The organism is uncultured Marinobacter sp. (assembly GCF_913055835.1).
GTDB lineage: Bacteria > Pseudomonadota > Gammaproteobacteria > Pseudomonadales > Oleiphilaceae > Marinobacter.
In genome coordinates this window covers 1-14011 of record NZ_CAJXKQ010000057.1, presented here as the reverse complement: position 1 = coordinate 14011, position 14011 = coordinate 1, and the positions used below count along the sequence as shown (strand labels likewise).

The 14011-nt window shown below is 56.5% G+C and carries 12 protein-coding genes and 1 tRNA gene; 5 read left to right on the top strand and 8 right to left on the bottom strand.

What is annotated here, in order from left to right; genetic code table 11:
• The first annotated feature begins 51 nt into the window (after positions 1-51).
• Positions 52-264 carry a ribosome modulation factor gene (rmf, locus tag QZ534_RS18745; protein ID WP_069184618.1) on the top strand — a complete coding sequence of 71 codons (213 nt, stop codon included), beginning with the start codon at positions 52-54 and terminating at the stop codon, positions 262-264.
• A gap of 173 nt (positions 265-437) precedes the next feature.
• Here rmf and QZ534_RS18740 read toward each other — a convergent pair whose 3' ends face one another.
• Complete coding sequence (locus tag QZ534_RS18740; protein WP_296936848.1) at positions 438-1457, bottom strand: quinone-dependent dihydroorotate dehydrogenase; 1020 nt, start codon at positions 1455-1457, stop codon at positions 438-440.
• Positions 1458-1866: 409 nt separating this feature from the next.
• Between QZ534_RS18740 and QZ534_RS18735 the strand changes: the two genes are divergently transcribed.
• Complete coding sequence (locus QZ534_RS18735; protein ID WP_296936847.1) at positions 1867-3027, top strand: cation diffusion facilitator family transporter; 1161 nt, start codon at positions 1867-1869, stop codon at positions 3025-3027.
• 18 nt (positions 3028-3045) lie between these two features.
• Here the strand turns inward: QZ534_RS18735 and QZ534_RS18730 are convergent, their stop codons facing one another.
• On the bottom strand, positions 3046-4545 hold the full coding sequence (locus QZ534_RS18730) for a RimK family protein (protein WP_296936845.1): 1500 nt from the start codon (positions 4543-4545) through the stop codon (positions 3046-3048).
• A gap of 201 nt (positions 4546-4746) precedes the next feature.
• On the opposite strand from QZ534_RS18730, the gene rimI reads away from it, so the two are divergent.
• The gene (rimI, locus tag QZ534_RS18725) at positions 4747-5859 is read left to right on the top strand and encodes a ribosomal protein S18-alanine N-acetyltransferase (protein ID WP_296936843.1); all 1113 of its coding nucleotides are present in this window, start codon (positions 4747-4749) and stop codon (positions 5857-5859) included.
• Positions 5860-5901: 42 nt separating this feature from the next.
• On the opposite strand, the gene uvrB is transcribed toward rimI, so the two are convergent.
• A complete protein-coding gene (gene uvrB / locus QZ534_RS18720) occupies positions 5902-7962 on the bottom strand; it encodes an excinuclease ABC subunit UvrB (RefSeq protein ID WP_296936840.1) in 2061 nt (686 codons plus the stop codon).
• A gap of 183 nt (positions 7963-8145) precedes the next feature.
• On the opposite strand from uvrB, the gene QZ534_RS18715 reads away from it, so the two are divergent.
• Together QZ534_RS18715 and QZ534_RS18710 are read left to right on the top strand one after the other, a co-directional pair.
• Positions 8146-9330 (top strand): pyridoxal phosphate-dependent aminotransferase, encoded by a 1185-nt coding sequence (locus QZ534_RS18715; protein ID WP_296936838.1) that lies wholly within the window; start codon positions 8146-8148, stop codon positions 9328-9330.
• A 70-nt stretch (positions 9331-9400) separates the two neighbouring features.
• Positions 9401-9476, top strand: a tRNA-Asn gene (locus tag QZ534_RS18710).
• Positions 9477-10141: 665 nt separating this feature from the next.
• Here QZ534_RS18710 and pyrF read toward each other — a convergent pair.
• The 5 genes from pyrF to QZ534_RS18685 all read right to left on the bottom strand — a co-directional run.
• Positions 10142-10852 (bottom strand): orotidine-5'-phosphate decarboxylase, encoded by a 711-nt coding sequence (gene pyrF, locus QZ534_RS18705; RefSeq protein WP_296936836.1) that lies wholly within the window; start codon positions 10850-10852, stop codon positions 10142-10144.
• A gap of 33 nt (positions 10853-10885) precedes the next feature.
• On the bottom strand, positions 10886-12055 hold the full coding sequence (lapB, locus tag QZ534_RS18700) for a lipopolysaccharide assembly protein LapB (protein ID WP_296936834.1): 1170 nt from the start codon (positions 12053-12055) through the stop codon (positions 10886-10888).
• Positions 12055-12357: a LapA family protein gene (locus QZ534_RS18695; RefSeq protein ID WP_064230620.1), complete on the bottom strand. Its 303-nt coding sequence runs from the start codon at positions 12355-12357 to the stop codon at positions 12055-12057. Before QZ534_RS18695 ends, lapB begins: the two co-directional genes overlap by 1 nt.
• A 59-nt stretch (positions 12358-12416) precedes the next feature.
• Positions 12417-12713 (bottom strand): integration host factor subunit beta, encoded by a 297-nt coding sequence (locus QZ534_RS18690; RefSeq protein ID WP_008172061.1) that lies wholly within the window; start codon positions 12711-12713, stop codon positions 12417-12419.
• Positions 12714-12847: 134 nt separating this feature from the next.
• On the bottom strand, positions 12848-14011 hold a 1164-nt coding region (locus tag QZ534_RS18685), incomplete at its 5' end, for a 30S ribosomal protein S1 (RefSeq protein ID WP_296936832.1).

The window sequence follows — 14011 nt, the reverse complement described above, 5'->3', positions numbered from 1 at the left end:
CACTGCAGATGTGTACACGCTTGTTCTGTTAATCCATCAGTGAGGAACGGCATGAAAAGACAGAAAAGAGACATGTACGCTCGTGCATACAAGCGGGGTTATCTCGCTGGCGTGTCCGGTAAATCCAAAGACAGCTGCCCGATTGAACAGGCGGAAGTTCGCCAGGAATGGCTGAACGGGTGGCGAGAAGGCCGCACAGATCAATGGGAGGGCATGACCGGCGTATCCGGCATCCACAAACTGGCTAACGTTACGACGGCGTGAGGCCTGAACTAACCCCGAATCTTAATCTGATCTTTTTTCTATACAATTTGACGCAGTACTCAGAGCAACCCAAATGGGGCCTCCCGCCCCATACCATGCGATGAAGCGCCACGGGGTTCATTCCCCGCTCGGGCCCGCTAAGCGGGCCCACCTTCGTTTCAGGGCACGGCAAATCACTTCACCTGCCGGATCGCCTCAACCGCTTCCTTTATCAATTCCGGCCCGCGGTAAATAAACCCGGTGTAAATCTGGACAAGTTTGGCACCGGCCCTGACCTTCTCTGCCGCGCTCTCGCCGTCGGTAATACCACCCACGCCAATAATCGGCAGTGACTCCCCCAGCTCAGCGTAAAGCCCTTTAATGACCCTGAGAGACGCTTCCCGAACCGGCGCTCCGCTGAGGCCACCTGCTTCATTTGCATGGGCGTGACCCGCCACCGCATCACGGCTGATGGTTGTGTTGGTTGCAATGACGCCATCCAATCCGGTCTCCCGTAGTGCCGATGCCACAAAGCGAATACCCTCATCGTCCATGTCCGGAGCTATCTTCACAGCCACAGGCACATACCGGCCATGTTGCTTCTCACACTTGAGCTGCTCATCCTTGATCGCTTCGAGCAGACCCTTCAGGGAATCGCCAAACTGCAGATCCCGCAGCCCGGGCGTGTTGGGCGAGGATACATTCACCGTGATGTAATCGGCCCGGGTATAGACAGCCGATATTCCCTTCCGGTAATCCGACTCTGATTGCTCGTTGGGGGTATCCTTGTTCTTGCCGACATTGATGCCCAGCACGCCCCTGTAGCGGCGCCTGTCCACTCGCGCAAGCAGATGATCCAGACCCTCGTTGTTGAAGCCCATCCGGTTGATGATGGCCTGGTGTTCCGGCAGCCGAAACATTCGCGGTTTGGGGTTTCCGGGCTGCGCCAGGGGCGTGACCGTACCCACTTCGATAAACCCGAAGCCCAGGGCGCCAAGCGCATCAAGGTGATCGGCGTTCTTGTCGAGGCCCGCCGCGAGGCCGACAGGGTTCGGGAAATCCAGCCCCATAACATTCACTGGCAATGAATCTATCTTTGGCGAAAAAGCGCTCAAAACACCCAGTCGGTTCGCAAGATCCAGCCCGTTCAATGCAATATTGTGAGCCTGCTCCGGCGGTAGGCGGAAAAGCAGGTTGCGGATAACGCCGTACATCTGAAAAAACTCCCCTGATCCAAGTGGGCGGAGTATACCGGAAGTTTTCCACAGCATCCCGGGATAGAACCAAATCAGCTGTAAATGACTGTATCATGGCAGTCTCGTGACCTTTTCCACGGAATCTGTGGATAACCCTGTTGAAAATCCCGGGGCAATGGTTGCCATCCCTTGATAACTGCGCCGATCTACAAATTGATCATTTTTTAACCAGTTATTTTTTTGTTTAATTTCATGGGGTTATATATTTTTTTCTCACCTGTCGACAAATACTAAACAAAATGTTACCCGGTCACGGTTCTGCAATGATGTGTATAAATCACTTGAAATCCCTTCGTCGGGCCACCCCTGCCAAACTCTCTGGCAATAACGTTATACTGGCACCTGTCTTCTGATCAGGAGTGCTGCAATGCAAGGGCCGATTTCCCCCGCTCAACAGAACCGGGAAAACCTCTCGATTGAAATGAGAGCGGCTTCGCGAGTCACAATTATCGGAATGATTCTCGATGCCGTGCTCGGTGTCATTAAAGTCATTGCAGGTGCTCTTTTTCATTCCCAGGCGCTACTGGTAGACGGCATTCACTCCTTTACCGACGTTGCCTCGGACCTGGTTGTTCTCGGCGTTATGAAGGTATCCCGCCAGGAACCGGATGATGATCACCCCTACGGTCATCAACGGATCGAAACCTTTGGCACCCTGGTTCTTGGCAGTATTCTGATTGCGGTTGGCGCTGCACTGGCCTGGGAAAACATCTTGCGACTGATCGAAGGTGGAGTGGATACCGTTCCGGGTTGGCCGGTATTGGTGGCCGCAGCGGTGTCCGTGGCCGGCAAGGAATGGATTTTCCGATACACCCGCCATGTTGGTCTGAAAATTCGCTCGGATCTGATCATCGCCAACGCCTGGCACAGCAGAACCGATGCGTTTTCGTCTGTCGTCGTCCTGATTTCCACCGCTGGTGCCATGCTCGGTATGGTTTGGCTGGATGTATTTGCGGCGGTGGTGATTGCAGGGATCATTATCCACATCGGCTGGAAGTTCACCTGGGACAGCGTCAAAGAGCTGGTTGATACGGGCCTGTCCCAGGAAGACACCGAGTTGCTCAAAAATATCGCCCGTGACACCGACGGTGTGCGTAACGTCCACGAGCTCCGCAGCCGTCGCATGGGCCATGATATTCTGCTGGATATCCATCTGGTGGTACGGCCGGAAATCAGCGTCTCGGAGGGGCATCAGATCGGGATGCAGGTGGTCTCGGGGATGCGAGATGCCCTGGACAACATCCGGGACATCAATTTCCACATCGACGCCGAAAACGACGAAGACCAACCCCTGACTTCGGAGCGCCTGCCCTCACGTGAAGACATCCGCGCCACCCTGGCTCAACACATTGGTGAACTTCCCCACCACAGCCGTCTGCGGCTTCACTACCTGAAGAACAGGGTGCACCTGGAACTATTCCTTGAGGAGCACACTGAAGATACCGTGTTCACTTCTGCAAACATCAAGGACCAACTGCGGGACTACCCCTGGTTTGGCAGTATCCGGGTGTGGGTGGCCGGGCCCTGAGAGCGCGGCCCGTGGCCTTTACCGGCGCCGGTTCTCTTCCATCCTTGAAAGAAACTCCTGCATGATCAGGGTGTAGAGCTCGCCTCCCAGGAAGCGGTCTTCCACACCGGCATCAATGCTCGGGTTGTCGTTGACTTCGATCACGGCAACCCGGTTGCCGGACTGTTTGATGTCCACGCCATAAAGCCCGTTGCCAATCAGCTTCGTGGCATTCAGCGCCGCCTGGATCACGTTTCTCGGCACCTCGTAGGTGGGCATGGTCTCGAAGCCACCGCTCTCACTCTCGGATTCGCCGTGCTGGTATATCTGCCAGTGCCCTTTCACCATCATGTATTTGCATGCATAGATGGCCCGGCCACCCAACACACCAATACGCCAGTCGTAATCCGTGTACAGGTATTCCTGGGCCAGCACCAGGGCCGACTGTTTGAACAGATCCCTGAGACCGGCACGAAGGCTCTTCTCGTCCTCTGCCTTGGTAACCCCACGGGAAAACGCGCCATCCGGAATCTTGATGACGACCGGGAAGCCCAGTTCACTGATGACCTGCTCTACTGCATTCTTCTGGTCTTTCGACAGAATCAGCGTCTTGGGCGTGGGCACCTTGTTGTTCTTCAACAGATCCGCAAGGAACACCTTGTTGGTGCATTTCAGGATCGATACCGGGTCATCAATAACCACCATCCCCTCAGCGGCCGCCTTACGGGCAAACCGGTAGGTGTGGTGGTCAATGGCGGTGGTTTCCCGGATGAACAGGCCATCGTATTCTGGCAGGCGCATATAATCCCGTCGGGTAATCTGCTCAACATTGATACCCAGCTTGCGACCGGCCTTCTCGAACCGCTTCAGGGCCACCTTGTCACTCGGCGGCATTTCCTCATCGGGATTGACCAGCACCGCCAGATCATAGCGGTAGCGACGGCGGGTTCGGGGCTTGCGCCATACCATGCTACTGAAACGATCCAGGGCTGCAGCGAACACGTCCTGCTCCTGCTCACCCAGATCCGCCGGGGCGGCCGGCTTCATGGACTCGATCTGCCACTGCTTGCGACGTTTGAAGACAATCTCGAGAATCGGACACGGGAAACGCTCGAACAGCGCCCGGGCAACCGGCTTCAGATCCGGATGCTCAGCCTGGCCAAAATAGGTTCGAATCCGGACTTCATGGGTGGCTGCGCGCTCATCACTGGCTGGATCAATGGCCGAACCGGCGGCTTCGAGCCAGTTGATCACACTTTCATCAAGCTCTTCCAGCTCAAGGGAAAACAGCCCCTTTCGGCCAAGATCGTTAAGAGTCATTACCGAGGGCACGACGTGATGTCCACGGGCTTCCGCCAGGAGTGAGCAGTAATACCCCTTACTCAGATAGCGAGCGCTCTGACACAGGTTGATGACCCTTACCCGGCTGGCAGGCGGAGCTGAGAACTGGAGGTACTGATCAAACGTCAGCACATCCTCACTGGGGTAATAGGGCGCCCAGTCTTTGGCGCGGTCCACTACGATAAGCAATCGGGACATTAAAGGCGTTCCTCCCTGGAAGGTCTGGCCTGTGGTAATGGAGGCAACAATACGCCGGTCACGATCGGCGCACAATCGGCGAATAATGCGTGCTTTTACGCATCCTTGCGGTCTTTGCGTTCCCCCTGCTCTCACCCATAATAGCCGAATACGGGAAGCCCACCAGCATGCCCTCCAAGCTCTTCTCAAGGCCGCATCTCAATGCCTGATTTTCAGCTCCGACAAGCCACCAGCAAGGATCTCGACGCCCTGGTTGCGCTTGAAAACCGGTGTTTCACAGAGGATCGCCTTTCGAGGCGCAGCTTTCGCCGTTTCCTGGAGATGCCGAGGGACCGATTGATTGTTGCTGTAGCAGATAGCGAACTGGTGGGCTATTGCCTGGTGCTGATGAGTGCTGCCACCCGGCTGGCGCGGATTTACTCCATTGCGGTGTCACCGGCTGTCCGGGGCCAGGGTGTGGGCGAGAAGCTGGTGCATGAGGCAGAATCCGAAGCGGTAGACGCTGGCCGGATTATCATGCGCCTTGAGGTCCGTGAAGATAATAAAGGCGCCATCGCCCTCTACAAGCGGCTGGGTTATCGCCAGTTTGGCACCTACCGGGATTACTACGAGGATCACGGCGACGCCCTGCGCTTTGAGCGCCGGATCCTGTTCTACGAGCCTTCAAGGGATTTTCCGGCGGTTCCCTATTACCCGCAGACCACAGAGTTTTCCTGCGGCCCGGCAGCACTGATCATGGCCATGGCCGCCCTGGATGAGAGCCAACCGCTCACAACCCTGGAAGAACTCAAGCTCTGGCGGGAGGCGACCACCATATTCATGCTCGCCGGCCATGGCGGCTGCGGACCGCATGGACTGGCTCTGGCTGCCTGGAACCGGGGCTTTGAAGCCAGCGCATGGATCAGCATGGAAGGTGCCCTGTTCAAGGACACCGTCAGAAGCGAGGATAAGAAGCGGGTTCTGGAACTGGTCCACGAGGGCTTTCTGCACGACATCGGCCAGACCGGCATCCAGCTACACCACGACCCGCTGACCCTGGAAGCCATGGAAGAGGCGCTGCATGAGGGCCGGGTTCCGGTGATCCTTATCAGCACCTGGCAACTGAATCGAAGCCGCGTTCCACATTGGGTGACCGTGTGCGCGATGGATGACCAGTTTGTGTACCTGCACGATCCGGAGATCGATGCCGAGGCCGGCGAAACCGTCGCCGACAAACAATACCTGCCAGTCGATAAACGGGTATTCAGCCAGATTTCACGATACGGAAGAAATCAGCCGCTGCAGGCGGCAGTGATCGTAGGGCCGAAGCGGTAACACTGAGGCTGAAGAGAGCCGGGTTCGTAAGTCAAATTCAGACTAACCCGTCCGCAGCGCCGCCTCTTTCAGCTCGGCGATCTCGTCCCGCAGACGTGCAGCCGTTTCGAAATCCAGCTCGGACGCGGCCTTGTACATTTCATCCTCAAGCCGGGACACCTCCTTGAGGACTTCTTCTGGCGATCGATTGCCAGTCTTGGCCCGATATTGCTCTGCCTCTTCCGCCGCTTTCTGTCCCGGGCGCTCGGCCTTGCGACGGCCTCGACCGCCACCCCCGGCGCCTTCCATAATGTCGGCAATCTTTTTGTTCAGGCCCTGCGGAGTAATGCCATGCTCATCATTATGGGCCTGCTGCTTCGCGCGCCGACGCTCGGTTTCATCAATGGCCCTCTGCATGGATCCTGTGATTCGGTCACCGTACAGAATGGCCTTACCATGAACGTTTCGCGCGGCACGGCCAATGGTCTGAATCAGTGAACGCTCGGACCGCAGGAACCCTTCCTTGTCGGCATCCAGAATGGCCACCAGCGAGACCTCGGGCATGTCCAGGCCTTCCCGCAACAGGTTGATGCCCACCAGCACATCGAATTCGCCCCGCCGAAGGTCCCGGATAATCTCCACACGTTCCACGGTGTCGATGTCCGAATGCAGATACCGGACCTTGATGTCGTGCTCCATCAGGAAGTCAGTGAGATCCTCCGCCATACGCTTGGTCAGCGTTGTCACCAGAACCCTTTCCTTCACTTTTACCCGGGCATTGATCTCGGAAAGCAGGTCGTCCACCTGGGTAGAAGCCGGTCGCACCTCAATTTCCGGGTCCAGCAGACCAGTGGGTCGAACCACCTGCTCCACCACCTGCCCCGCATGCTCGGCCTCGTAGTTCGCGGGCGTAGCCGAAACGAAAATCATCTGTGGTGCTATTCGCTCCCATTCCTCAAACTTCATGGGCCGGTTATCCAGAGCCGATGGGAGGCGGAAACCATACTCCACCAGCGTTTCCTTACGGGAACGGTCACCTTTGTACATGGCACCGATCTGGGGAATGGTCACGTGGGACTCGTCCACCACGAGCAAGGCGTTGGGTGGCAGATAATCAAACAGTGTCGGTGGTGCCTCACCGGGGCGGCGACCGGAGAGATAGCGCGAGTAGTTCTCGATGCCGTTGCAGTAGCCCAGCTCCAGCATCATTTCGATGTCGTACCGGGTACGCTCTTCCAGTCGCTGAGCCTCCACCAGGCGGTTGTTGTCCCGCAGCTGCTGCAAACGCTCATCCAGCTCCACCTTGATATACTCAACCGCATCAAGCACCGTTTGCCGGGGCGTCACATAATGGGATTTCGGGTAAATGGTAACCCGGGGCACACGGCGAAGAACCTCACCGGTCAAAGGGTCGAAATAGCTGAGATTTTCCACCTCGTCATCGAACAGTTCGATGCGGATGGCCTCTTTCTCGGATTCGGCCGGGAAGACATCAATCACATCGCCGCGCACCCGGTAATTCGCCCGGTGAAACTCAACATCGTTACGGGTGTACTGAAGCTCTGCGAGGCGGCGGAGAATGAACCGCTGGTCTATCTGATCGCCACGGTCCAGATGCAACATCATCTTCAGGTAGGACTGGGGATCACCCAGGCCGTAGATAGACGAAACCGTTGCCACAATGATGGCATCGGGTCTTTCCAGCAATGCCTTGGTGGCAGACAGTCGCATCTGCTCGATATGCTCGTTGATGGAGGCGTCTTTCTCGATAAACGTATCCGACGAAGGCACGTAGGCTTCGGGCTGGTAGTAGTCGTAGTAGGAAACGAAATACTCCACCGCGTTGTCGGGAAAGAATTCCTTGAACTCACCATAAAGCTGCGCCGCCAGGGTCTTGTTATGGGCCATGATGATCGTTGGCCGTTGAACTTCCTGGATGACATTGGCGATGGTGAAAGTTTTACCGGAGCCGGTAACCCCCAGCAACGTCTGATGAGCGAGACCGGAATGAATGCCATCCACCAGCCCCTCGATTGCCGTGGGCTGGTCACCCGCTGGCTGGAACGGTGAATCCACCTTGAACACACCTTCTCTGGCGGAAACATTTGCCTGATTACTGGCCATAACTGGCGGAAACCTCCGGTAAAACCGATGCAGGGGCAAAGCAGCCCCTACCATGAGAGAAATTTAGCGATACACTGGCTTCATGATACCATCAGTGCGATCGACGGCTGGGCGTAAATCAGCCAGCAGCTCTGGCACCCGGCGGTCGCAGCCCTATCAGACGCAGCTTTAAGGAGCGCAAGTTTGGACCTTCAACTTTCCAGCCGAGTACAGGCTATCAAGCCCTCTCCCACCCTCGCAGTCACCAACAAGGCCGCGGAACTCCGCGCAGCAGGCCAGGATATTATCGGCCTGGGTGCCGGCGAGCCGGACTTCGACACACCTGATCACATCAAACAGGCAGCCATTGAAGCCATCAATAACGGCCAGACAAAATACACAGCCGTGGATGGTACGCCAGCCCTGAAAAAAGCGATTATTGCGAAGTTCAAACGGGACAACGGCCTGGATTACGAAGCCAACCAGATACTGGTCAGCAGTGGTGGCAAACAGAGCTTTTTCAACCTCGCACTTGCCACACTGAACCCGGGTGACGAAGCCATCATCCCTGCTCCGTACTGGGTGTCCTACCCGGATATGGTGCTGGTGGCTGAAGGCAAACCGGTGATTATCGAAACCGGTGCTGAAACCCGCTTCAAGATTACGCCGGAACAGCTGGAAAACGCCATCACCGAGCGTACCCGCCTGTTCGTGATCAACAGCCCCTCGAACCCGAGCGGCATGGCCTACACCCTGGAAGAGCTGCAGGCCATCGGCGAGGTGCTGAAGAAGCACCCGAACATCATGATCGCCACTGACGACATGTATGAGCCGATCCTCTGGACCGGCAAGCCGTTCTGCAACATCCTGAACGCCACGCCAGAACTGTATGACCGCACCTTCGTCCTGAATGGTGTATCCAAAGCCTACTCCATGACGGGATGGCGTATCGGTTATGCTGCCGGCCCGGCGAAAATCATCGGCGCCATGAAGAAGATCCAGTCTCAGAGCACCTCTAACCCGGCCTCCATCTCCCAGGCGGCGGCTCAGGCTGCGCTGGATGGCGATCAGGCCTGTGTGGGCGAGATGGTCAAGGCATTCAAGGAACGCCACGACTGGCTGGTAGCGGCCCTGAACAAGCTGCCGGGCGTTGAGTGCCTGAACGGCGACGGTACTTTCTATGTGTTCCCGAGCTTCCAGGGCGCCATTGATGCCGATTCCAGCGTCAGCACCGACGTTGAGTTTGCTGAGAAACTGCTGACCGACGCCGGCGTGGCACTGGTCCCGGGCTCAGCCTTCGGCTGCCCCGGCCACATGCGCCTGAGCTTTGCCACCAGCATGGATAACCTGGAAAAGGCTGTTGAACGTCTGCAGAAAGCGCTTGGCTAAAAAGTTCTGGCCAGGGGTTGACGGGGCGGTATTGCCAACTTAATATACGCGCCTCGTCACACGACGACGTTCCCCGATAGCTCAGTTGGTAGAGCAACGGACTGTTAATCCGTTTGTCGCTGGTTCGAGCCCAGCTCGGGGAGCCACTATTCTGAAAGCCCGCTAATTCTTTGAGTTAGCGGGTTTTTTATTGCCTTCCTTTTTTGTATTACGTTTTTAACCACATCTTAGGAGTTGATGCGTGCTCCTGCCCTAGCATGCTTGTTGGCGGGACTGGTGCGGCTGTCATGGCTTTCCAAAACACGCTACAAGCACCCCTTCGGGGTCCAGCCTGCAATCACAGATTGCAGTCGTTCGGCTGTCGCATGAAGCTTCGCTTCATAAACGCTCGGCCTCACCCATGTGCGCTTGTTTCGGGCCGTCCATGGCCCTCTACAGTTTTGGAAAGCCATGACAGCCACACCGTTCTGACCGTGAAGTTATCTGGAAAACGAACACCAAACCTTGTGAAAGCGGGTAACCCGTAGGTCGGATTAGCGCAGCGTAATCCGACAAACACGCTGACTGCCTAATTAGCCTGAATCGTCGGATTACGCTGCGCTAATCCGACCTACTCTTTGTTGCGGCCAGATACTTCTGAGAAGTCGGAAGAGGTGGTGTGGGGCCTCCCTCCCAAAAATGGCTGTGGCCAAGGATGGCCACAGCCAAGCGCACATGGATGTGCTCGTAGCGGTTTTTGGGAGGGAGGCCCCACACCACCAGACTCCAAACCATGCAGGCTAGGAGCCCAAATCAGATAAGAACCTAGAACCTAGGCGCCAACAACCTCAGCGTGAATAGCCTCCAGGGCAGCCAGCGGGTCATTTGCCTGGGTAATGGGACGACCGATAACCAGGTAGTCGGAACCAGCTTTGAGGGCATCCTTGGGCGTCATGATGCGCTGCTGGTCGCCTTTATCGGCCGTCAGCGGCCGGATACCCGGTGTGATCAGTTTGAAGTCGGCGCCCTGCTCGGCTTTGAGCTTCGGCGCCTCTTGCGCGGAGCAGACCACTCCGTCGAGGCCGCAGTTTTTGGTGAGGGTCGCCAGACGGGACACCTGGGCTTCCGGGGAATCGGTGATGCCAATGCCGGCCAGGTCGTCGGCGTTCATGCTGGTGAGAACGGTGACGGCGATCAACAGCGGGCGATCCGTGCCGAAAGTTTCCAAGCGCTCCCGGCAGGCGGTCATCATTTTCTCGCCGCCGGAGGCATGAACGTTCACCATCCAGACCCCCAGATCAGCCGCGGCTGCCACGGCTGCCGATGTGGTGTTCGGGATATCGTGGAATTTCAGGTCCAGGAACACGTCAAAGCCACGCTTCTGCAGCCCCTCCACCAGTTGCGGGCCAGAGCGGGTGAACAGCTCCTTGCCCACTTTCAGGCGGCACTTGGCCGGGTCCAGTTTGTCGACCAGTTCAAGGGCCGGGTTCTGGGAGGGAAAGTCGAGGGCGACGATGATCTTGGGATCGTTAGCGGTTTGCACGTTTCACTTGTCCTGCGGAAATTCGGTAAAGGTTTATTCGGCTTCAACACCCTGGATCGGGCGGACGGTTTCCCACTGCTTGCAACTCGGGCACAGCCAGTGCAGCTGACGACCTGAGAAACCGCAACTGACGCAGCGATAGACCGGACGGTTGGCCAGTATGAGGTGGCCAATACGGCTCACCAGCCTGCCCTCATCGGTGGTCATGCCTTTTTCGTAGCCGGCCATTTCAACCAGCCTGAGCAGGCCCCGCACACTGGGGCGCGTTTCCAGCTCCCGTCTCAATAAATCGATGGCGGCCGGCCTGCCGGACGCACGCTCGACCGACTCCACAAGAGCCAGCAGCAGACTGGTGCTCGGATAGTTTTCATAGAGTTTGCGCAGCTTCTTCGCAAGCCGGCCGATATCGCCGTGTTCATGCTCGAGCTTCATTAAACGGTCGATCGCTTCCGGCCCGAATTCGGCGTTCTGGTCAAACACTTTCAGGCACTGGTTGCCGGCTTCGCGATAACTGCCCTGACGAACCAGAAGCTTCATCAGAATCAGGTTGGCCCGCACGCAGGAGCGGTCATAATCGAGCGCTTCCTTGGCCAGCTTCTGGGCCGCCCAACGGTCGTCCTGTTTCAGGGACTCCTCAGACAGCTCGCAGGTAAGATAGGCCAACACCTTGAACATGGCCGGGTCGGCGTCGCCTCTGGTCAGCGTCCGCGCCACTTCAGCGGCTTTGGCCCACTCTTTTTCCTGCTGGTAAAGGTCAATGAGTTGCTGGGAGGAATGCCGCCCATACTCCTTGTCGCCCATCAGCTGGTGCAACAGTGCCTCTGCGCGGTCGAGCAAACCCGCATTGAGATAATCCCGGGCAAGCTCAAGAGTTACCTGTGGCGAGAAGCGTGGAGGCAGCTCGGGCCTGGCCAGCAGATTCTGGTGGATCAATATGGCCCGGTCTGTTTCGCCCTTGTTGCGGAAATGACTGCCAATCGAAAGGTGAAGACTTACCGTGTCTTTGTTGACCGCAAGAGATTGGACGAAATTTTCAACAGCCTGGTCGGAGTAGTTGGTGAAAAGGAACTGGAGACGGTCCTTCACCGATTCCTCATCGGAAATCGTTTTGCCGGATCGGCTGTCATTGCTTCCCAGCCGGCCCACAAGCCAACCGACGGCGACTGCAACTGTCAGCAGCAGCCACTGAAGTACCATATCCATTAAAGAGTCCGGTCGTTCTGGGCCCTGGATTTCTCCAATGCCTGCTCGGCGCGATCAAGTCGTTTCTGAAGGGTTCGCCGGGACACCGAGGTGCGGACGGTAGCCAGCATGGTCATCAGCACACCAACAAGGGCACCGACAACGAACGCCATGATAATCCAGACGGCAACACCATGGGGCTGGGTTTCAAACAGCAGGAAGTTGAGGGAGACTGCCATTTGATTGTTGAGCGAGAATACCAGTGCCAGCAGAACCAGGACCAAAACCAACAGAATAATGAGGATCTTCTGCAATCCTGCCATAGCGATAGCACTCCCAAAGGGCTTGAATGCCCGAATTATACGCGTTCCCTGAGCAGCTGTTAAAAGCCTTTCTTCAAGCTGTCGTTGACCTGCTCTCTCAATTCCTTGCCAGGCTTGAAGTGCGGCACATATTTGGCTGGAAGCTGGACAGCCTCACCGGTCTTGGGATTGCGCCCGGTGCGCGCGGCCCTGTGGTGAAGGGAAAAACTGCCAAATCCCCGGATTTCTATTCTCTGACCATCGGCAAGCGACTGGGACATGTGCTCAATGATGGTTTTTACAGCCAGTTCGACATCTTTAACGGAGAGCTGGGTCTGCTTGGAAGCAATCAGCTCGACCAGTTCGGACTTCGTCATGAGGCGTTTCCCTCTTTCATTTTTATTCGGCCGTCGGTTACCGGATTCCCATGACTACCTAGTTTAGCCAAACCAGAAAAAAACACAAAAAAAACGGGCTCTTAGAGCCCGTTTTTTTCGCACCAACCGGAGGATCAGTCCTTGTTGGCGTTTTGCTGCTGCATCTGCTCCTTGATGAGATCACCGATGGTGGTCGCACCAGAGGAAGTTTCCGCAGTTTTGGTCCGCACGTTTTCCAGTGCCTGCTTGTCGTCCTCAACATCTTTGGACTTCACAGACAGGTTGATGATGCGGTTCTTGCGGTCGATGCTGATGATCTTCGCTTCAACTTCTTCGCCTTCCTTCAGCGCGTTGCGTGCATCCTCAACACGGTCACGGCTGATTTCAGAGGCTTTCAGTACCGCTTCAACTTCGTCGTTCAGGGCAATGGTAGCTGCCTTGGCATCAACTGCAGACACGGTGCCCTTAACAATAGAGCCCTTGTCGTTCAGCTGTACAAACTCGGCGAACGGATCGCTTTCGAGCTGCTTGATACCCAGGGAGATGCGCTCGCGCTCCGGATCAACAGACAGGATAACGGTTTCAACTTCGTCACCCTTCTTGTATTCACGAACCGCTTCTTCGCCAGTCTCGTTCCAGCTGATGTCAGACAGGTGAACCAGACCGTCGATGCCGCCATCCAGGCCGATGAAGATACCGAAGTCAGTGATTGACTTGATCTTGCCGGAGATGCGGTCGCCCTTGTTGAAGTTGCTGGAGAAATCTTCCCACGGGTTGGATACACACTGCTTGATACCCAGGGAGATACGACGACGCTCTTCGTCGATATCCAGAATCATCACGTCCACTTCGTCGCCTACCTGGACAACCTTGGACGGATGGATGTTCTTGTTGGTCCAGTCCATTTCGGAAACGTGAACCAGACCTTCAACACCTTCTTCCAGCTCAGCAAAGCAGCCGTAGTCGGTCAGGTTGGTAACGCGTGCCTTGACCTTGGAACCTTCCGGGTAACGACCCTTGATATCAACCCAGGGATCTTCGCCCAGCTGCTTCAGGCCGAGGGAAACACGGTTACGCTCACGGTCGAACTTCAGGACCTTAACGCTGATTTCGTCGCCAACATTCACGATTTCGCTCGGATGCTTGATGCGCTTCCAGGCCATATCGGTAATGTGCAGCAGGCCGTCAACACCACCCAGATCCACGAATGCGCCGTAGTCGGTCAGGTTCTTGACGATACCCTTGATTTCCATACCCTCGGTCAGGGTTTCCAGCAGAGCTTCACGCTCGGCACTGTT

Bases quoted from the DNA above. Each gene is read 5' to 3' on its own strand.
- rmf (WP_069184618.1), top strand. From the start codon at position 52: ATGAAAAGACAGAAAAGAGACATGTACGCTCGTGCATACAAGCGGGGT.
- QZ534_RS18740 (WP_296936848.1), bottom strand. From the start codon at position 1,457: ATGTACGGCGTTATCCGCAACCTGCTTTTCCGCCTACCGCCGGAGCAG.
- QZ534_RS18735 (WP_296936847.1), top strand. From the start codon at position 1,867: ATGCAAGGGCCGATTTCCCCCGCTCAACAGAACCGGGAAAACCTCTCG.
- QZ534_RS18730 (WP_296936845.1), bottom strand. From the start codon at position 4,545: ATGTCCCGATTGCTTATCGTAGTGGACCGCGCCAAAGACTGGGCGCCC.
- rimI (WP_296936843.1), top strand. From the start codon at position 4,747: ATGCCTGATTTTCAGCTCCGACAAGCCACCAGCAAGGATCTCGACGCC.
- uvrB (WP_296936840.1), bottom strand. From the start codon at position 7,962: ATGGCCAGTAATCAGGCAAATGTTTCCGCCAGAGAAGGTGTGTTCAAG.
- lapB (WP_296936834.1), bottom strand. From the start codon at position 12,055: ATGGATATGGTACTTCAGTGGCTGCTGCTGACAGTTGCAGTCGCCGTC.
- QZ534_RS18695 (WP_064230620.1), bottom strand. From the start codon at position 12,357: ATGGCAGGATTGCAGAAGATCCTCATTATTCTGTTGGTTTTGGTCCTG.
- QZ534_RS18690 (WP_008172061.1), bottom strand. From the start codon at position 12,713: ATGACGAAGTCCGAACTGGTCGAGCTGATTGCTTCCAAGCAGACCCAG.